15 protein-coding genes are annotated in these 18,528 nt (G+C 61.5%); 6 read left to right on the top strand and 9 right to left on the bottom strand.

Translation table 11 applies throughout. From position 1 onward, the window contains the following. Positions 1 to 50: 50 nt before the first annotated feature. The 3 genes from ettA to metF all read left to right on the top strand — a co-directional run bounded on the left by ettA (position 51) and on the right by metF (position 3,826). Positions 51 to 1,700, top strand: coding sequence for an energy-dependent translational throttle protein EttA (ettA, locus tag ADU59_RS23380; protein WP_068957093.1), 1,650 nt, complete (start codon positions 51 to 53; stop codon positions 1,698 to 1,700). Positions 1,701 to 1,869: 169 nt separating this feature from the next. Further along, entirely contained in the window at positions 1,870 to 2,898 is a 1,029-nt protein-coding gene (locus ADU59_RS23375; protein WP_068957318.1) for an ArsR/SmtB family transcription factor, read from the top strand. A 1-nt stretch (position 2,899) separates the two neighbouring features. Next, entirely contained in the window at positions 2,900 to 3,826 is a 927-nt protein-coding gene (gene metF / locus ADU59_RS23370) for a methylenetetrahydrofolate reductase [NAD(P)H] (protein WP_068957091.1), read from the top strand. A 521-nt stretch (positions 3,827 to 4,347) separates the two neighbouring features. Here metF and ADU59_RS23365 read toward each other — a convergent pair. Continuing rightward, a complete protein-coding gene (locus tag ADU59_RS23365; RefSeq protein WP_068957089.1) occupies positions 4,348 to 5,289 on the bottom strand; it encodes a DMT family transporter in 942 nt (313 codons plus the stop codon). A 91-nt stretch (positions 5,290 to 5,380) separates the two neighbouring features. Here ADU59_RS23365 and ADU59_RS23360 point away from each other — a divergent pair, with 91 nt between their 5' ends. Then, positions 5,381 to 6,772, top strand: coding sequence for a cation:proton antiporter (locus ADU59_RS23360; RefSeq protein WP_244506490.1), 1,392 nt, complete (start codon positions 5,381 to 5,383; stop codon positions 6,770 to 6,772). A 2-nt stretch (positions 6,773 to 6,774) separates the two neighbouring features. On the opposite strand, the gene ADU59_RS23355 is transcribed toward ADU59_RS23360, so the two are convergent. The 4 genes from ADU59_RS23355 to ADU59_RS23340 form a co-directional block, all read right to left on the bottom strand. After that, positions 6,775 to 7,983, bottom strand: a complete 1,209-nt coding sequence (locus ADU59_RS23355) for a lytic murein transglycosylase (RefSeq protein WP_068957088.1) — start codon at positions 7,981 to 7,983, stop codon at positions 6,775 to 6,777. Positions 7,984 to 8,115: 132 nt separating this feature from the next. After that, positions 8,116 to 8,916: a glycoside hydrolase family 25 protein gene (locus ADU59_RS23350; protein ID WP_068957086.1), complete on the bottom strand. Its 801-nt coding sequence runs from the start codon at positions 8,914 to 8,916 to the stop codon at positions 8,116 to 8,118. A 219-nt stretch (positions 8,917 to 9,135) separates the two neighbouring features. Then, positions 9,136 to 9,804, bottom strand: a complete 669-nt coding sequence (locus ADU59_RS23345) for a class I SAM-dependent methyltransferase (RefSeq protein WP_068957083.1) — start codon at positions 9,802 to 9,804, stop codon at positions 9,136 to 9,138. Then, positions 9,801 to 11,051: a BtaA family protein gene (locus tag ADU59_RS23340; protein ID WP_068957081.1), complete on the bottom strand. Its 1,251-nt coding sequence runs from the start codon at positions 11,049 to 11,051 to the stop codon at positions 9,801 to 9,803. The genes ADU59_RS23345 and ADU59_RS23340 overlap by 4 nt, the downstream gene beginning before the upstream one ends. Before the next feature lie 248 nt (positions 11,052 to 11,299). On the opposite strand from ADU59_RS23340, the gene ADU59_RS23335 reads away from it, so the two are divergent. Next, positions 11,300 to 12,778, top strand: a complete 1,479-nt coding sequence (locus tag ADU59_RS23335) for a putative bifunctional diguanylate cyclase/phosphodiesterase (protein ID WP_158515760.1) — start codon at positions 11,300 to 11,302, stop codon at positions 12,776 to 12,778. Between the two features lie 94 nt (positions 12,779 to 12,872). Further along, positions 12,873 to 14,222, top strand: coding sequence for a serine hydrolase domain-containing protein (locus ADU59_RS23330; RefSeq protein ID WP_068957077.1), 1,350 nt, complete (start codon positions 12,873 to 12,875; stop codon positions 14,220 to 14,222). 42 nt (positions 14,223 to 14,264) lie between these two features. On the opposite strand, the gene ADU59_RS23325 is transcribed toward ADU59_RS23330, so the two are convergent. The 4 genes from ADU59_RS23325 to ADU59_RS23310 all read right to left on the bottom strand — a co-directional run bounded on the left by ADU59_RS23325 (position 14,265) and on the right by ADU59_RS23310 (position 18,250). After that, a complete protein-coding gene (locus tag ADU59_RS23325; protein ID WP_068957074.1) occupies positions 14,265 to 15,224 on the bottom strand; it encodes a lytic transglycosylase domain-containing protein in 960 nt (319 codons plus the stop codon). Positions 15,225 to 15,340: 116 nt separating this feature from the next. Further along, positions 15,341 to 15,976, bottom strand: a complete 636-nt coding sequence (locus ADU59_RS23320) for a LysE family translocator (RefSeq protein WP_068957073.1) — start codon at positions 15,974 to 15,976, stop codon at positions 15,341 to 15,343. Positions 15,977 to 16,059: 83 nt separating this feature from the next. Continuing rightward, the gene (locus ADU59_RS23315; RefSeq protein WP_068957071.1) at positions 16,060 to 17,274 is read right to left on the bottom strand and encodes a pyrophosphate--fructose-6-phosphate 1-phosphotransferase; all 1,215 of its coding nucleotides are present in this window, start codon (positions 17,272 to 17,274) and stop codon (positions 16,060 to 16,062) included. Between the two features lie 100 nt (positions 17,275 to 17,374). Beyond that, the gene (locus ADU59_RS23310; protein WP_068957069.1) at positions 17,375 to 18,250 is read right to left on the bottom strand and encodes a DMT family transporter; all 876 of its coding nucleotides are present in this window, start codon (positions 18,248 to 18,250) and stop codon (positions 17,375 to 17,377) included. Positions 18,251 to 18,528: the final 278 nt, after the last annotated feature.

The following is an 18,528-nucleotide window of genomic DNA, read 5'->3' as shown; positions in this document are numbered from 1 at the left end:
AATTCGCCTACATAGCGGGCAAAATCCCATTCCGTCGGAGCAGTCTCTCTATGGCACGTCAATTCATTTATCATATGTCCGGACTGAACAAGTCCTACGGCACCAAGAAGGTGCTGGAGAACGTCAACCTGTCGTTCTATCCGGATGCCAAGATCGGTATCCTCGGCCCGAACGGCGCCGGTAAGTCGACCGTGCTGCGCATCATGGCCGGCCTCGACAAGGAATACACCGGTGAAGCCTGGGTCGCTCAGGGTGCGACTGTCGGCTACCTGGCGCAGGAACCGCATCTCGACCCGACCAAGACGGCGATGGAAAACGTCATGGAGGGGGTGGCCGACAAGACCGCCATCCTCGAGCGCTACAACGAACTGATGATGAACTATTCCGACGAGACGGCGGAAGAGGGTTCCAAGCTTCAGGACATCATCGACGGCCAGAACCTGTGGGATCTGGAAAGCCAGGTCGAGATGGCGATGGAAGCCCTGCGCTGCCCGCCCGGCGATGCCGATGTGACCAGCCTTTCGGGCGGTGAGCGCCGCCGTCTGGCGCTGTGCAAGCTTTTGCTCTCCAAGCCGGACCTGCTCCTGCTCGACGAACCGACCAACCATCTCGATGCCGAAACCATCGGCTGGCTGGAAAACCATCTGCGCCAGTATCCCGGCGCCGTGATGATGATCACCCACGATCGCTACTTCCTCGACAACGTCACGGGCTGGATCCTCGAGCTCGACCGTGGCCGCAGCATTCCCTACGAAGGCAACTATTCGGCTTACCTGCTCGCCAAGGCCAAGCGCATGCAGCAGGAAAACCGTGAAGACGCCTCGCGCCAGAAGGCGATCAGCCGCGAACAGGAATGGATCGCGTCCAGCCCGAAGGCCCGTCAGTCGAAGTCCAAGGCCCGTATCAAGGCCTATGACGAGCTGGTGGATGCAGCCGACAAGATGCGTCTTGGCGATGCGCAGATCATCATTCCGATCGGCGAGCGTCTCGGTCAGGTGGTTATCGAAGCCGAGAACATCACCAAGGGTTACGGCGACCGCGTGCTGATCGACGACCTGTCGATCAAGCTGCCGCCGGGCGGCATCGTCGGCGTCATCGGTCCGAACGGCGCCGGCAAGACGACGTTGTTCCGCATGATCACCGGCCAGGAAAAGCCCGATAGCGGCAGCTTCCGTGTCGGCGATTCCGTCAAGCTCGGTTATGTCGACCAGAGCCGTGATGCGCTGGATGGCAACAAGACCGTCTGGGAAGAAATTTCCGGCGGTGCCGAAGTCATCAAGCTCGGTAAGCTGGAAATGAATTCGCGCGCCTATTGCGGCGCCTTCAACTTCAAGGGCACCGACCAGCAGCAGAAGGTCGGCAATCTGTCCGGCGGTCAGCGCAACCGCGTCCATCTGGCCAAGATGCTGAAGGCCGGCGGCAACGTGTTGCTGCTCGACGAACCGACCAACGACCTCGATACCGAAACGCTGGCGGCGCTCGAAATCGCGCTGGAAAACTTTGCCGGCTGCGCCGTTATCATCAGCCACGACCGCATGTTCCTTGACCGCTTGGCGACACACATCCTCGCCTTCGAAGGCGACAGCCATGTCGAATGGTTCGAAGGCAACTTCGAGGACTATGAGAAGGACAAGATCCGCCGCCTCGGCCCGGAATCGGTCAACCCGAGCCGCGTCAGCTACAAGCGCCTGACGCGCTAAGCGGGAGCGGACGTCATTGTCCGCCAAGCAACCATCAACGAAAAAGGCGGTCCGCTCGGGCCGCCTTTTTCGTTTGATATCTCCTGTGAACAACGCCCACGCCACATTTCAACTTGCAGCATGTCTGAAAATCACATAAACATATCTTTATGTGTTGATGAGGTGGGTGATGGCGCGAGAACAAGGGTTGGGGCTGGATGCTTTGGTCGACGTCTTGAAGGCGGCGGGCGAGCCGACGCGCATGCGTCTTCTGGCTCTTCTGGCGGCCGGCGACCTGACTGTCACCGATCTTACCGAAATTCTCGGCCAATCGCAGCCCCGGATTTCCCGCCACCTCAAACTGCTGGCCGAAGTCGCGCTGATCGATCGGTATCAGGAAGGTGCCTGGGCCTATTTTCGCTTGCGGGGCGAGGGCGCCGGTGTGGCTCTGGTGCGCGATCTGCTCTCGGCCTCCGATGTCGCCGACGCGGTGCTGGCGCGTGACGGCGAACGGCTCTTGGCTCTCAAGCAGGCCCGTTCGGAAAAGGCGCAGGCCTATTTCAGCCGCAACGCCTCCGAGTGGGATGAGCTGCGCCGCCTGCATGTCAGCGAGGCGGATGTCGAAGCGGCGCTGAAAAAGGTCGTCGGCACGGAGCCTGTCGATGGCCTGCTCGATCTTGGCACCGGCACCGGCCGCATCCTGCAGCTTTTCGAAGGAATTTACCGCCGTGGCGTCGGCGTCGATGCCAGCCGCGACATGCTGGCCGTTGCCCGCGCCAATCTTGACCGCGCCGGCATCACCAAGGCGTCGATCCGGCATGGCGACATCTTCAACCTGCCGCTCGACGGCCGCCAGTTCGATCTCGTCACCATTCATCAGGTCCTGCACTTTCTGCTGCAGCCGGAAGCCGCGATTGCCGAGGCTGCGCGCATGCTGGCGCCCGGCGGCCGGCTGGCGATCATCGATCTGGCGCCGCATACGCTGGAATATCTGCGCGACGAGCATGCGCATATGCGTCTGGGCTTCTCGCGCCAGACGATGGCCGACTGGCTGGAGAAGGCAGGGCTGACCGTTGAGGAGACTGTCGATCTGACCCCGGACACGGATCGTGACCGGCAGCTGACGGTGACCATCTGGCTTGCCCGCGATCAGCGGCAGGCCGCCACCGCCGATACACCAGAGGGCAAGCGTGCTCTCGCCTATGCCGGGAGGACATGACATGCCGATACACACCCTTTACCCGGCCGAGCGCGGAAACCTGCGGCTCTCGTTTGAGTATTTCCCGCCGAAGAACGACGACATGGAAGTGCAGCTGTTCCAGACCGTTGCCGATCTGTCGGCCTTCAATCCTGCCTTCGTGACGATGACCTATGGCGCCGGAGGCTCCACCAAGGCGCGTTCGCTGACGGCCGTGCGGCGGATGATCCATGACGAGCACATCGCCAACACCGCCGCGCACCTGACCTGCGTCGGGGCGACGAGGGCGGAAGTCGATGCGATCGTTTCGGAATTCATCGACAATGGCGTGCGTCATTTCGTGGCGCTGCGCGGTGATCCGCAGGGCGGCATCGGTGCGCGCTACGCGCCGTTTCCGGACGGCTATGAAAATGCGGCGGCGCTTGTCGCCGCCATCCGCTCAGCCGGCGATTTCGATATTTCCGTATCGGCCTATCCGGAAAAGCATCCGGAGAGCCCGGATGTCGATGCCGATATCGACATGCTGAAACGCAAGGTCGACAATGGCGCGACGCGGGCACTGACCCAGTTCTTTTTCGACAACAATGATTTCGAGCGTTATCTTGAGCGCGTCCGCCGCGCGGGCATCCATATTCCTGTCGTTCCCGGAATCATGCCGATCAACAATCTGGCATCGATCCGCAAGTTTGCCGGGCTCTGCGGTGCAAAGGTGCCGGACGCGATCGTTACGCGGCTGATCCATCTCGACGAAAGCCCGGAAGAGCGGTTCAAGGAGGCGACCCATATTGCCGCCGAGCAGATCGTCGATCTGGCAAGGCGCGGTCTTCGCGATTTTCATATCTATACGATGAACCGGTCGCCGCTGGTGGCGGCGGTGTGCGATCTCGTCGGCTTCGAACGGCTGGCGCCAGCCGCCACACAGTCCCGTTCGGCCGGAGCTGCGGCCTGAGCAGGCCCCAATAGGCAGTTTCCCATCAAAAAGCCCCTGAGACCGATAGTCCCAGGGGCTTTTTATCTGGCAGCTTCGAGTTTGCGATGCTCCGTGGAGCGCTTCACCGTGGCTGGATCATGCTGCAATGGGTTTACGGTATTAAAGTCCCTTTTTACCGACTGGACTGTTCGCCCGATGCCTTCAGATAAAAAGCATGGTTGCTACGAATACGAACGCTGCACTTATCATGAGGACATTCAACGAATGTGTAATTCCCATAACCGGCCCTCCTTGCGTTAACTCTTCGAGGATAGGGTTAAAATGTCACGCTTGAAAGGAAAAGTTATGCTGCGCTGCGATAAGGCTGATCGCAAAATGGGTTATGCACAGGCTTAACATGATGATTGAAAACAGATTTTTGTGCAGCCACAATTTTTTCACAATGTCGGCCGCCTGGTTAATGTAACGCACTGAAATGCGCCGTGAGTGGCCGATTGGAGACAGTCAGGGCGGCCGGAGGGCGGCTTTGATTCCGTTTGTTAACCCTGTTTCGCCCGCCCGGGCAGCAGGCGTCCATCGAGCACGACGAGGCCGACGGCAATCAGCAGCATGCCGGCGATATCCGTCGTTTCGAGGGTTTCCCCCAGGAACAGGAAGCCGAGGAGAATGGCGCTGGGCGGCACCAGCAGGGTAACCAGCGAGGTGTTGGTGGCGCCGGCGCGGCTCATGATCCGGAAGAACAGGATATAGCCGTAGGCGGTGGACAGCAGCGCCAATGCCAAAACGGCAAGGATTGACGTCATCGGCGGCATCGGCAATTGCCACGGCGTATCGATGGTCAGGGAGAGCGGCAGCATGATCAGCGTCGATGCGGTCAGCTGACCGGCTGCGGTCACCGGTGCCGCCAGTCCGCGAAAGCGTTTGCCGTAGGTCGCGGCAAAACCATAGCTGACGGCTGCGGCGACCGGAAAGAGCAGGGCCCAGAGCGGAATGTTGCTGCCTGCCTGTGTCAGGCCGGGCAGGGCGCTGGGACCAATCAGCACTGCGGTTCCGGCAAGGCCCAGCAGGCAGCCGGCGATCTTGGCAAGGCTCAGCTTTTCGTCCTGCGTCAGCGCATTGGCGATCAAGACGGTCCAGACCGGCGTCGTCGCATTCAGAATGGCGGCGAGACCCGCGCCGATCTGCGTCTGGCCGAGGAAGATGAAGGTGTGCGGGATGGCGTTGTTGATCAGGCCGAGGAGCAGGAATTGCGGCCAGCGGGCTTTGAGCTCGCGGTAGATGTCGTAGCGGCCGAATATATAGAGGTGCAGCGCGAGGGCAGCGAGCGCCACCCGCAGAAGAACCAGGGTGAAGGCAGGAACATGCTGGATGGCGATGCGTGCGAAGAAGAACGAGCCGCCCCAGATCAGCCCGAGAAGGGCGAGAAGTCCCCAGGTGGCAAGCGTCATGCGGTTCTGTAAACCGTCCGTTTTTGCATGCATCGACTTGACCTTCCCCTGCCTCATTCGGAACATACCGAGGGTTAAGGCTTGGGGCAGGATTTATCCACCCGATTCTTGAATACGCACAGACATGAAGGATGAATTCCTGGAGCCTTTGACGACACAATCCATCGCCGCCGCGCATGAAGGCCAGGGGCTGATCCCCATCGCGATCGTGGTGGCGGTTGCGGCCCTTCTGGGGCTGGGGTTCCTGCGCCTGCGCCAGCCGCCGCTGGTCGGGTTCATTCTGGCGGGTGTGGCTTTAGGGCCGACCGGGTTCGGCTTTATCTCCAACAATGCCAATGTGACGCTGCTGGCTGAAATGGGCGTTGTCGTCCTCCTGTTCTTCATCGGCATGGAGCTGTCGATCAAGGCCTTCGTGCTGAGCCTGCGTCAGGCGCTGATGGTTGCGAGCGGGCAGGTGGTCGCGGCAATCGCCGCTGCCGGCCTGATCGCGCTGATCACCGGGGCAAGTCCGGCGGAAGGGCTGATCCTCGGCTTCGTCATCGCCATGTCCTCCACCGTCGTCGCCATGAAGATGCTTGAAGATATGGGGGAACTGCGCAGCGAAACCGGACGTATCGCCGTCGGGGTGCTGATCGCCCAGGATATCGCCGTCGTGCCGATGCTGATCCTGGTCTCAAGCCTTGGCGGCGAGGAACTGCATATCGGCACCATCGCGGTCAAGATGGTCATCGCCATCGCCATTCTCGCCGCGCTGCTGTGGTGGTTCGGCCGCCACGGCAAGCTGCGCATACCCTATAGCGAGGCGGTCGAGGACAAGGTGGAGATCCTGGCGCTGGGCGCGCTCGCCGTCTGTTTCGGCGCGGCTGCTATTTCCGGTCTCGCCGGCATGTCGCCCGCCTATGGGGCATTCCTCTCCGGCATCGTGATCGGCAATTCCACCCTGCGCAGCCGCGTCATCCCGGTGATCGAGCCGATCCAGAGCGTATTGCTCGTCGTCTTCTTCCTGTCGATCGGCCTTTTGATCGATCTCACCTTCATCGGCGAGAATTTCTGGTCTGTGCTGAGCGCGGCGCTGATCGTCATTGCGGCGAAGACACTGCTGAACATCTTCCTGCTGCGCAAGACAGGCTCATCGCCGCAGATTGCCCTGATCGCGGGTCTGTCGATGGCGCAGATCGGCGAGTTTTCCTTCGTGCTGGCGGCAGCGGGCTTGAGCGCCGGCGTCCTCCAGTTCGATACCTACAAGGTGGCGATTGCCGTGACGGCCGTCTCGCTGCTGGTTTCGCCACTCTGGGTCAGCATGATGCACCGTCTGGAGAATATCGCCTCCGAGCACCTGTTGACCTATCGCAAGGCGTTCGCGGTCGCCTATGCGCGCGAATTGAATGAGGTATCGAAGCGGGGGGCGGCTCTGGCCGGGGCGCGCTGGTCGTTGAAACTGCGCTACCGGGCCTTCCGGCTTGCCCGCCACCACAGGCGGCGGGCACGGATACAAAACAGGCGCCGGAGCGATTAAGATTAAAGAGCGTTGAGGACCGTTGGTGTCGCCCAGCCATCGGCGGGCAGGCCAAGCCGCAGCTGCTCCTTCTGAAGGGCGGCGCGGGTGCCGGAGCCGAGGATGCCGTCGATCTTGCCGACATCGTGGCCCCGGGCCTGCAGCTTGGTCTGCAGTGCCTTCATGTCTTCGTCGCTCAGGCCCGGTTCGGGATGATGGGTGTCATAGGGCGGTGCTCCGGCAAGCCGGGTGGCGAAATAAGCGGCCGAGGTCGTATAGATGAACGACTGGTTCCATTCGAGATAGACGTTGAAGTTCGGATAGGTCAGGAAGGCGACGCCGTGACGCCCCTGCGGGATGACGAGAGACGATGCGAGTTGCGGGAAGGCGGTGTTGCCGTCGCGCGGCTTGACGCCAAGCGCGAACCAGTCACCGGCGGTCATGCCGTCCTGCAGGCCGGTCTTCTCCCAGGGCAGGTTTTCCGGCAGGTCCACTTCCTGGATCCAGGGCTGACCGGCGACAAAGCCGAGGCTCTTGAGGAATTTGGCCGCCGTCAGGATCGCATCCGGCGCGCTCTGCTTGAGGTTGACGTGGCCATCGCCGTCGCCGTCCACGCCCTGCGCGATAATGTCCTTCGGCAGCATCTGGACCTGGCCGATTTCGCCGGCCCAGGCGCCGGTCGTGGTTGCCGGGTCGAGGTCGCCGTGCTGGACCATTTCGATGGCGGCGATCAGCTGCGGGCGGAACATTTCCGGCCGGCGGCAGTCGTGCGCCAGCGTTACCAGCGCATTGCGGGTATTGAAATCACCCTGAACAGCCCCGAAATCCGTCTCCATCGCCCAGAAGGCGGTGATCACCGGTGCCGGAACGCCGAATTCCTTCTCGGCCCGCGCGAAGACCGCGGCATATTCCTTCATTTTCTTGGCGCCGATATCCAGCCGCGCCTTGCTGACGGTGCGCTGCGAGAATTCGGTGAAGCTCTGCTTGAAGACGCCCTGAGCGCGGTCGCGGCTCAGTACCTTTTCGGAAATTTCTGCGCCGGCCAGCGCCCGATCGACGGCTTCCGCCGGAATGCCCTTGGCGATTGCCTCGGCCTTGACGCCTTGCAGGAATGTCGCAAGGTCGCCACCGCAGGGGGCTGCGGGCGTTGCTGCTTGCTGCGCGAGGGCAGTCGAGGTCAAAAGGGTGAGAAAACCGATCGAAAGAACGGAGCGCAGTGTGCTGCGTGTCATCGCAAGTCCTTGTTGTCAGGCCGGAACCGGCCGAATGCAGCCCGAAAACGGGCCGCCGTTGTTTTGCGGAAAATATGGCAGGGGCTGTCGCACGGCAATGGGGCGGAATGAAGAATTTCCGCCGTTCCGGCCTCAGTTTTGCGGCGTCGGGCGGGGCTTCGAGACGGCTGCCACCCAGTTGTTCCAGTTCTTCGGCGAACCGGCGAACACGTTGATGTCGGTGTTGCCTTCGATGCCGGGTATCACGCCTGTGCTGGTATATTGCCAGAAGGCCCAGCGGCGCTCGGGGTAGATTTCCGTCGGGTGCTTGGCCACCGAGCGGACCCAGAAGTGGTAGTCGTTGAACTGGCCGACAAGATTGTCGCGATGGAAATCGACCGAGGTATAGATGATCGGCCGCTTGCCGTAATGGGCTTCCAGCCGGTCCATGAAGCGCTTCATCTCGGATTGGACGGTCAAGGGTGACGGCCGGTAGGTGCAGGTCTTGGATTCGCCGTTCCATTCCACATCGAGCACCGGCGGCAGGTAGACCGCGCTCTTCGGTACGTTGGCGATGAACCAGTCGGCCTGCTCGTCGGCCGTCGAGCAGAAATAGTAGAAATGGTAGGGCGCATAGGGCAGGCCTGCGGCTCGGGCCTGCTGCCAGTATTCGTTGAACTTGGCGTCGACCCTGTCCTTGCCTTCCGTTGCCTTGATGAAGGCGAAGGAGACGCCGGATCCCTTGACCTTGTTCCAGTCGACATTGCCCTGCCACTTCGAAACGTCGATGCCGTGGATATTGTGATGCTGCGGTGTGCGCGCGCCAAAATCCTGCGGATCCTTGTCATGGAATCGGGGTGGGATCGATGCGGTGGAAACGAGATCGTAATCGGTGGAGGTGCAGCCGGAAAGAAGCGTCACAATAGGCAAAAGAGCCAGGAATAGCCGGCGCATGGGGTACCCGTTCTGAATCGATCGACGATGCTGCCTCACACGATGATATCCGCTGATGTGAATCCCCCGGGAGGCGTGAACCTCATATTCATCATATCATCGTAAAAATTGAGTTAGTTTCAAGCAGCAATTGTCGAAACTGCACCGCAGACCCAAAGTCGTGGGCCTGAAATCTATCCAACTATAGCGTGGGGAGCGTTACGCGGGGCTTGCGCCGGCTTATTTTTCTTCGCGGCGGTAGGTGAAGAGCCATGCATAGCCGCGGCCGATCGGCCGGAACGCAAGCGCATCACCGGATTTCTCCGCTTTGGCCTTGAGCACGGCCGTCATCGTCTTGCGCGGCGTGACGTGAAACCGTTTCAGCCATGCCTGCAACCCGCGCCGAAACAGGCCGGGCAGCCGCTCCTGCTGGCCGAAGTCCGCGATGTGCAGCGAGCCGTCCGGATTGAGCGCGGCGACCGCTGAGTCGATCGCCTTTTCCCATTCCGGGATCATCGACAGGGCATAGGAGATGACGATGCGGTCGAAGCCGGTTTCGCCGAATTCCGAAGGCTGGAAATCGGTCGCGTCGGCGACGCGCAGAACCGTTTTGCTGCGGCCCGGTTTTCCGAGCTTGGCTTCGGCCGAGACGAGCATTTCCGCCGAGATATCGAGCCCGAACAGCCGCGCCTGCGGAAAACGGCGGCCGATCAGGGCCAGATTGCGGCCGGTGCCGCAGCCGATTTCCAGCACGCTGCCGCCGGCCGGAACGTCGAGATCGCGGATTAATGTATCGCGGCCGAACAGATAATATTTGCGGGTCAGGTCGTAGACATGCCGTTGGGTGCGGTACATCCGGTCCATCCGGTCGGCATGGCTGCTGCCTGCTTCGGTCCCGATGGCGCTCATGCTGCCTTCCTGTAGATATGGAAGCCGCCGTAGATGGCAGACCGGTCCTTGAGGTTCAGAGCCTGCGACTGCTCGGCATCATAGTGCCATTGGCCGAGCAGGGCCTGCGAGACGCGGCCTTCCAGAATGCTGGCTTCGGCGGCGGTGCGGAAAATGACGACGGCGCCTTCGGCCGAGGTGCGGGTGATTTCGCTCCACAGGTCGTTCAGCTGCCGGTCGTTCATCCAGTCCTGCGCGTCGAGCAGGACATAACGATCGACGGAACCGGCGGGCTTCTTCGCCAGCAGCTCGGTGAAGCTGGCATGGTGCACGTGCACGCGCTCGGCATTGTTGCGGATCGTTTCATGGCGTCCGGCCTGCAGATAGTCGGGCAGCTCGCCCTCATGCGGCATCGGGTAGCGGCGGGCGAAGGCCTGCCAGGCAAAATAGTTTTCCTTCAGCGGGAAATGGCAGCAGAGCTTCTCGAGCCGCTGGCGCAGCACGCCGGCCAGCGACTTTTCCGCGCTGAGGCTCGCCAGTTCATCGAACTGCTGCGGCGGAATGCCGAGGCCGAACAGCGAGCTTTTGCGGCTGGTGATCCAGCGGATGGCCGGGCGGTCGAACAAAGGCGCCAGCCGCTCGTCGAAGAACTGGCGCTGCTCGCGCATCGAGCGGGCATTGGCAAGCTCGCTCGGATCGACGCCATGCAGCCGCGCCAGCAGATGGCCGAGACCGATGAAACGGCCGAGCAGGCCGGTGCGATAGATATTCTTGCCTAAGACCCGGATGCGGCGCTGGCCGGTCAGCCCGCGCCGGTTCCAGTATTTGCGCGTGTCGCTGTCGAGCTTCGGTTCGATGAAGAGATCGTAGGCCCGGACGTTGCTGGCGAGATCATGGCGGGCGAGAAAGCGGATGATGTCGGCATGGCCGGGCAGGTGGCGGAATGCGGCAAGCTTCAGCCGGTTGAGCGCCACGTGATGCGGGTTGAGATCGACCACGTCGATGCGTTCGGGGGCTGCGGAGAGATAGGCGAGCATGTTGCAGCCACCGGAGCCGATGGTGACGATGTGATGCTCGGGGCGGATCTGCATGGCAGCCATGTCGACGGTGGGATCTTCCCAGATCTGCGGATAGACGAGGCCGGTAAAGAGCAGTCCGAAAAGACGCTCCGACAGGCCTTCCAGGGTCAGCGCCTTGTGCTGGATCAGAGCGGTTTTCAGCTTGCGATTTCTTTTGCCGTAGCCTGCATCGGGTGCGAGATCGGTCATGTCAGCCTGCCATCCGTTAAAGATGGGGAGCTTCTAAGACGAGTCCGCTACACTTTGATGACGGATGGCTTATACAATTTCTCATCCATAAGAATTGATTAAGTTTGTACATGTTAGATGACCCTATTCATTTTCGGGGCGCTAACATGAAGTTAAAGGCTTTTCTGCCGAAGCCGGAGCAGCGGTATGCTGCGGCCGGCGCGGCAATCGGGGCATTATTCCCGGTCGTATGCATTTTTTATGACAGAGTGAGCGACGGTGTCCACGGACTGTGGGGCAGCGGTACACCGACATTTGCATCCCTCTCCGTGGTGCTGATGCCGCTGATCTGCGGCGTGCTTTTCTATCAGGGGGGACGCGCGCGAAGCCGGCTGATGCAGGAGCTGGAATTGCGCCGGAAGACGGAGGAAGACCTTTCGCGCGCCTTGCACACCGATCAGTTGACCGGCATTGCCAATCGTTTTGCGCTCGAATGCGATCTGCGCGAACGCTTGTCCGCCACCGGACCGGTACCGGCCGCCCGCACGGCGCTTCTGATGCTCGATCTCGATCGCTTCAAGTTCGTCAACGATTCGATGGGGCACGATGCCGGCGACGAATTGCTGATTGCGCTTGCTCAAAGGCTGATTCAGGCCATGTCCGGGTTTGCCACGGTCTACCGTCTGGGGGGCGACGAATTCGTCATCGTTGTTGCCGGCGCGCCGTCGGACGGCAAGCTCGACGATATCTGCGCCACGATCAAGAGCCTGCTTGCCGAGCCCTTTCAGCTGTCCTCGGCGCAATTCTGGACCGGCGGCAGCATTGGCGTCGCCTATATCGAGCCGGACGACCGGTCGATGTCGGCCGTGCTCAAACGCGCCGACCTGGCGCTCTACAAGGCCAAGGAAATCGCCGGCAACAGCCATATGGTCTACGAGCCCGATATGGCGGAGGAGGCAACGCGCAAGGGCGAGATCGAATATGATCTCTCCCGCGCCCTGGCCGCCGGTGAGTTCTTTCTGGAATACCAGCCGATCGTCGGGATCGAAAGCCGTGCGATCCGCTCGTTCGAGGCGCTGATCCGCTGGCGCCATCCCGAAAAGGGTGTCATCCCGCCGGACCGCTTCATCAGCGCGGCCGAAAAGACCGGCCTGATCCTGCCGATCGGCAATTGGGTTCTGCGCACCGCCTGCCTGGAGGCGGCGCGGTGGCCGGCACCAACAGGCATCGCGGTCAATGTCGCCGGCGACCAGTTCAAGGACCGGGCTTTCGTGCCGCATGTCAAGGCGTGTCTGGCCGAAGCCGGGCTTGCCCCCGGCCGGCTCACCATCGAGGTGACCGAATCGATCTTCCACATCGATGCCGCGATCATCAGCGACAGCCTGATGGAGCTTCGTGCCCATGGCGTGCGGATCGCGCTGGACGATTTCGGCATCGGTTTTTCGTCGATCAACAATCTCAGGCGGTTTCCGCTCGACCAACTCAAGGTCGACCGTTCCTTCACAAAGTCGATGCTCGGCAACCAGCGCGACGCCGAAATCGTCGACATCATTCTGCAGCTCGGAAACACGTTCCAGGTGTCGACCACCATCGAGGGCATCGAAACCGAAGGACAGATGGAGTTCGTGCGGGCACTTGGAGCTTCGGAAGCGCAGGGTTTTCTGATATCCAGACCTGTCTCGGCGGAAGATGCATTTGCCATCCTCCAGAGAGAGCCGGAAAAGCTTGCGGTGCGATCAGCGGGTTAGAAACATATCTCGCACCAAAGTGATTGCCACAAAGCCTTCCTAAATGCGTGGAATCCTGTTTTTCTGGCGGTAGCGAAGCAGGAACGGGGTGCGTATGCGGAAAAAATGGTTATGGCTTGCGGGCTCCGTGTCGGCCGCCATAGCGGCTGTCGCCGGCTGGCTTGTCGTTTTGCCGCCTGAACTGCTGCGTGTCGGCGACGGCTATGCCGCCAAGATCGTCTGCTCCAATGTCTTTATCGCCGGCCGGGACGCCAATGCGGTGCTCGCGAACGATGTTCAGGCGCCGGGGCATCCACTTTTGCGTCTGGTGCGCATATCGGTCGATGAAAACCGCAAGACCGTCACTGCCCGCATGTTCGGTTTTGCCGCGCCAGGCCACGCCATCTATCGCGAAGGGCTCGGATGCACCAATGTTACCCAGGGCGAGTTCGCAGCCTTTCCCGGCAACAGGCAGCTTCGCCGCAGGGCACCGCAATCGGACGACGCGAAACCCTGGCCCGACGGCAGCGGCACCACCGTCAATCCGGCCGTCCAGACGTTGCTGACCGATACGCAGCTGGCCGGTCCCGGCATGCGCGCGATCGTCGTCGTCAAGGATGGCAAGATCGTTGCTGAAAGCTACGGCGAGGGGTTCAACAGCGCGACGCCGTTGCTCGGCTGGTCGATGACCAAATCGGTGACGGCCGCGCTGATCGGCCTGCGCATCAGGGATGGGCAGATGGCGCTCGATCGCACCGAGCTTCTGCCGCAATGGCGAAACGATCCACGCAGCCAGATCAAGCTTGCCGACCTGATGGCGATGCAGAGCGGGCTTCAGTTCAACGAGGACTATGGCGACGTGACCGACGTCACCCGTATGTTGTACCTTGAGGGCGACATGGCCAGTTTCTCGGCGTCCAAGCCGCTCGAGGCAAAGCCCGGCGAGCGTTTCAGCTATTCCAGCGGCACGACGACGATCCTGTCGCGGTTGTGGATGGATACGTTCGACAGCGTCCGCGAAGCGCTGACATTTCCGCGCGCTGCCCTGTTCCGGCCGCTGGGCATGACCAGCGCGGTGCTGGAGCCGGATGCGCATGGTACCTTCGTCGGCTCGTCCTACATGTATGCGACGGCGCGGGACTGGGCCCGGTTCGGCCTGTTCCTGCTGCAGAACGGCAGCTGGAACGGCGAGCAACTGTTGCCACAGGATTTCGTCGCCTTCATGCGCACGCCGACCAAGGCCTCGAGCGGCCGTTACGGGGCGGGGCAGGTCTGGACGAAATTCGGCAGTGATGGCGGTCCGCCACTGCCCGAAGATGCCTATTGGCTGCAGGGCCATGATGGGCAGAGCGTGATGCTGGTGCCATCGCTCGGGCTTGCTGTCGTGCGCCTGGGGCTGACCCCGTCAAGAGCCGGCTACGACGTTCGCGTGCTGGAGGCCAAAATCATTGAGGCGGTCCATTGACCGCCTCGAATGTGAACATCTGATGGAAAGAGCCGCCCGGGCTTATTTCATGCCCAGCGTTTCGAGCAGGCCCTTGCGCTTGGCGTGATAATAGTAACCGCTGGCATAGAGCTTGACGGCGCCGTCATTCTGGTTGTCGGCCACCATCCAGGCGCCTGCCAGGTATTTCGTCGCATATTTCAGATTGGTTTCGGCATCGAAAAGGCCTTCCGCCGGACCTTCGTAGCCAAGGCCCTTGGCCGTGTTGTAGCGGATCTGCATCAGGCCGTAGTTACCGGCATGATAGGCGCGCGGATTGTAGGTGCTTTCGCGCTTGACGACGCGGTGAACCAGCTCTTCCGGAATATTGTTGAGCTTGGCGTAATAGGCGATCAGCCGGTCGAGTTCCGGACGCGAGCTGGTCGGCTTCTCGACCATTCCCAAGGACGCGGGGATGGATTTTGCCATGGCATAGGCGCTGGCACCGATCGAAGGTTTCGGCATCGGCACGATCATGTGATTGGCGACCAGATTCTCGAGGCCGACGGGTTCGCCGGTGTCGAAATCCGATTCCATCGCGGCCATCATCATGCCTTCGGGAATTTGCGGGATGCGGCCGGCCTTTGTCGATGCCGCGGCATTGGCCGTTTCGGGGAAGGCGGCGGGTATCGCAGCTTCAGCGGCCGCGGAAGTCCGGGGTGCCACGAGTGCATTGACAGCCGTTGCAGGTGCCGTTTCGCGATTGGCGGTGGCGACCTGTGTCGTTGCGGTTTCGCCGGGCTTCATCATCGCCGTTTCAGCTGAAAGCGCTGCTTCCGTCTTGGCTGCAACGCCATCCGGGGTCGGCAGAGCGTAAGCCGTCATTTCCGTTCCCGGCTTCGGCAGCGGGGTCACCGTCTGCACGGCCATCAACTGTTCCATCGGCGTCCGCTCGACACTCGAACAACCGCCCACAAGCGACGCCGATATCAGAGCGCAGGCCGTAACTGCCGGTTTTGAAACGGAAAAACGGTATTTCGCCATGCTGTCGCTTTCGTGCTGTCAGGCCCCACAGCCCCTGCAAATCAGCAGCCAGAAGCCGCCATACGCAAATCTTCATTAACCTATGGGGCAGGGAACCGCAAGCGCGGGACGCCTTTTCAGGCGCCGGCGCGTCGCAGGCCCGCTGTCAGAAGGCCCGCGCCGATCAGCAGGGAGCCGCCCGTGCGGTTGACGATGGCCTGAACTTTGGGTTTTCGAATCGTCTTGCGCGCGGCCGATGCCATCAGCGCGTAGGTCGTTGCGTTGAGGGTGGCGAGCACCAGGAACGTCGTTTCGAAGATCAGCATCTGGTTGAACAGCGGGCGGCTGAGGTCGAGAAATTGCGGCAGGAAGGCAACGAAGAAGACGATACTTTTCGGGTTCAACGCGGTGACGATATAGGTGTGCAGAAAAATCCGCAGCGGCCGCTCGGCCGGGACATCCATTGTGCCTTCAGCGGTTTCCCTTGCGATCGGCGTGCGCCAAAGCTTGATGCCGAGCCAGATCAGATAGGCAGCGCCTACCCATTTCAGAACGGTAAAGATGGTGGCTGACGTCGCCAGCAAGGCGCCGAGACCGAGCATCGAGGCGGTCATTGCGGTGAAATCGCCCAGCGCCACGCCGGCGACCGTTGCGCCGGCAACCTTGCGTCCGTGGCCGAGCGCATAGGAGATGACGAGCAGGATCGTCGGGCCGGGGATGGCAAGCAGGATGGATGAAGCGGCGACAAAGGCCAGCCAGTGTTCGATCGACATGAAAAAGGCTCCGTTTGGGCGTGACGTTCCATCGAGGAAGCCATGCGTAAACGGAGCCGTCAATAGGTTCTATGAGGTTCGAATCAGTTTGCCGGCGACCATTTCTGGCCGATCGCGTCCATCACGTCGCCGAACCATTTCACCGAGGTGTCGAAGTGCTTGCCACCGCGGATGCGCGGGAACTCGATCGTCCTGAGCCGCCCGCCCTGATCCTCATCGTGGCCGGTGACGCCGGAGACCTTGTTGAGCGCGCTTTCGACGGCGAGATCGACCATGCCCTGGATCAGGCGAAGATCGTCGATGTTGGCCGGAGCAGAGCGGGCATAGTAGCCGGACTTCTGCACCATCGCCCGTTCGGCACCGAGAAGGGCGGCGAACTGCTTGGAAAACCAGCCGCCGACATTGATCGTGTCGATCTTGACGTGACCGAAGGCATCGCGCTTGACGGCTTCGCCGGCCGCTTCGCGTTCGGCAACGACGGCATCGAGGCAGGCGCCTTCGCTGACGAACAGCGTGACGAAGCCGGTCTTGTCCATCGTGGCGCGCAGCCGTTCGGCTTCGGTTTCGATGTTGAAGGCGGTCTCGGGCAGGTAGAGGCCGTCGATATTCTTCATCTGCCGGTTCATCATGAAGCCGTCGACGAATTCCCTGTCGTCGATATGCTGGATGTAGGCGCGGGCAGTGGCGGCGGTCAGCCAGCCGCAATGGCGGCCCATGACCTCATGCACGACCAGCGTGCGCGGGGCGGCACTCTGTTCGTTGCTGACGTTGTCGAAGAATTTGGCGCCGTATTCGGCGGCCGTCCAGGCGCCAAGCGACTGGCGGATCGGCACGACGTCGTTATCGACGGTCTTCGGCAGGCCGACGACGGTGAGGTCGTAGCCATTGGCGCCGAGATAGGCGGCAAGATCCGCCGCCGTCGTGTTGGTGTCGTCGCCGCCGATGGTATGCAGGATGGTGATTCCATCCGAGGCGAGGCGCTCGGCTGCGACCCTGAGCGGGTTCTGGCCTTCCTTGACCAGGCCGCGCTTGACGCAATCGGCGGTGTTGGTCAGCTTGACCCGGCTGTTGCCGATCGGCGAGCCGCCGTGGCGGTGCAGGATATGGGCTTTTTCACGCATGTCGCGGGTGATTTCGATACGGTCCGCCAGAAGCAGGCCCTGATAGCCGGAGCGATAGGCGACCAGCTCGATATCGGGCGCGATATCGGTATAGCGTTCGATCAGGCCGCCGACTGCGGAAGACAGGCAGGGCGCAAGCCCGCCCGCGGTCAGCATTGCAACTTTCTGTTTGGCCATGGAGTCCTCCTCTGGGATTTCGGCTAGATCGTTCGAGGTCTCTCTAGCGCAATTCCCATGGAAGTTAAATGACATGCTGCCGGCAAGGACACAGGATCGCTCAGGCAATGCGCGCCTTGCGCCCGAGCCAGACGATGAGTGCCACCGCGACCGCAAAGCCGATGGTTGACAGGCTGATGACCTCGCCGAGAAGCACGGCCGATACCGCCAACGTCACGAATGTCTGCAGCAACTGCACCTGTGCCACGCGGGCGATGCCGCCGAGCGCCAGGCCGGCATTCCAGAAGACGAAGCCGCCGAACATCGACATCAGGCCGAGATAGGAGAGGGCGCCCAGCTCGGCGCCGGTCGGGGCGTGAACGCCGCTGGTCATCACCAGCAGGGTGGCAACGACAGAGAGCGGCGCAGTGATGATCAGTGCCCAGGAAATCATTTCCCAGCCCGGAATGATCCGCGACACCTTGGCCGACAGCACGTAGCCGAGCGCCGCCGTGATCGCGGCCAGGAAAAGCCAGAGATCACCGGCCTGCAGATGAAAGCCGCTGTCGCGGATAGAAAAGAAGACCACAAGGGCGGCGCCAGCCAGGCCATAGGCCCAGAAAGCCGGACCGGGCCGCTCGCCATCGACCAGCGCGGCGAAGATCGAGGTCAGCAGCGGCAAGATGCCGAGAATGACGCCGCCATGGCTTGCGGGAATGGTCTGCATCGCAATCGATGAAAAGATCGGGAAGCCATAGACCACACAGATGCCGGCGCCGAGCAGCATGGCGCCTTGTCCCCTGGGCCAGCGCTTTTTAAGCAGCAACAGCGTCAGGCCGGCGGCGACCGAGGCGATGACGGCGCGGCCGAAGGTGATGAAGAAGGGGGAGAAACCGCCAAGGGCGATATGTGTCATCGGCAGTGTCGCGCCGAAGATGATGACGCCGATCAGGCCAAGCGCCATGCCCATGGCTTGCGGGTGGGTGGAAATGCGCATGGGAGCTCCGATCTGTGCAACCGTCGCTCGCATCCCTGCGGGTTCGAAGTCAAATTCATTTGCATGATCGACGGATCACGGTGGTGAATGAAAAATAGTGAGGGGCCATCACAAATTCGTCATTTGGGTCGATTGGGCCGGTTTGTCGCCTTGCAATCCCTATCAACATCTGTTCATGCTGTTCCCGTGAGCTGCATGACGATCGTGGCAGCATAGCCGTGTCGGCCACGTTGATTTGCGCATGGACCTGTTGCCCATGCTGCGGCCATCTGAACGTG

It is taken from the genome of Pararhizobium polonicum (assembly GCF_001687365.1).
Lineage (GTDB): Bacteria > Pseudomonadota > Alphaproteobacteria > Rhizobiales > Rhizobiaceae > Pararhizobium > Pararhizobium polonicum.
The sequence above is the reverse complement of the archived record's forward strand: the minus strand, read 5'-3'. Positions and strand labels throughout refer to the sequence as shown.

Bases quoted from the DNA above. Each gene is read 5' to 3' on its own strand.
- ADU59_RS23365 (WP_068957089.1), bottom strand. From the start codon at position 5,289: ATGCATGCAAAAACGGACGGTTTACAGAACCGCATGACGCTTGCCACC.
- ADU59_RS23355 (WP_068957088.1), bottom strand. From the start codon at position 7,983: ATGACACGCAGCACACTGCGCTCCGTTCTTTCGATCGGTTTTCTCACC.
- ettA (WP_068957093.1), top strand. From the start codon at position 51: ATGGCACGTCAATTCATTTATCATATGTCCGGACTGAACAAGTCCTAC.
- ADU59_RS23350 (WP_068957086.1), bottom strand. From the start codon at position 8,916: ATGCGCCGGCTATTCCTGGCTCTTTTGCCTATTGTGACGCTTCTTTCC.
- ADU59_RS23330 (WP_068957077.1), top strand. From the start codon at position 12,873: ATGCGGAAAAAATGGTTATGGCTTGCGGGCTCCGTGTCGGCCGCCATA.
- ADU59_RS23310 (WP_068957069.1), bottom strand. From the start codon at position 18,250: ATGCGCATTTCCACCCACCCGCAAGCCATGGGCATGGCGCTTGGCCTG.
- ADU59_RS23360 (WP_244506490.1), top strand. From the start codon at position 5,381: ATGAAGGATGAATTCCTGGAGCCTTTGACGACACAATCCATCGCCGCC.
- ADU59_RS23345 (WP_068957083.1), bottom strand. From the start codon at position 9,804: ATGAGCGCCATCGGGACCGAAGCAGGCAGCAGCCATGCCGACCGGATG.
- ADU59_RS23340 (WP_068957081.1), bottom strand. From the start codon at position 11,051: ATGACCGATCTCGCACCCGATGCAGGCTACGGCAAAAGAAATCGCAAG.
- ADU59_RS23320 (WP_068957073.1), bottom strand. From the start codon at position 15,976: ATGTCGATCGAACACTGGCTGGCCTTTGTCGCCGCTTCATCCATCCTG.
- metF (WP_068957091.1), top strand. From the start codon at position 2,900: ATGCCGATACACACCCTTTACCCGGCCGAGCGCGGAAACCTGCGGCTC.
- ADU59_RS23325 (WP_068957074.1), bottom strand. From the start codon at position 15,224: ATGGCGAAATACCGTTTTTCCGTTTCAAAACCGGCAGTTACGGCCTGC.
- ADU59_RS23375 (WP_068957318.1), top strand. From the start codon at position 1,870: ATGGCGCGAGAACAAGGGTTGGGGCTGGATGCTTTGGTCGACGTCTTG.
- ADU59_RS23315 (WP_068957071.1), bottom strand. From the start codon at position 17,274: ATGGCCAAACAGAAAGTTGCAATGCTGACCGCGGGCGGGCTTGCGCCC.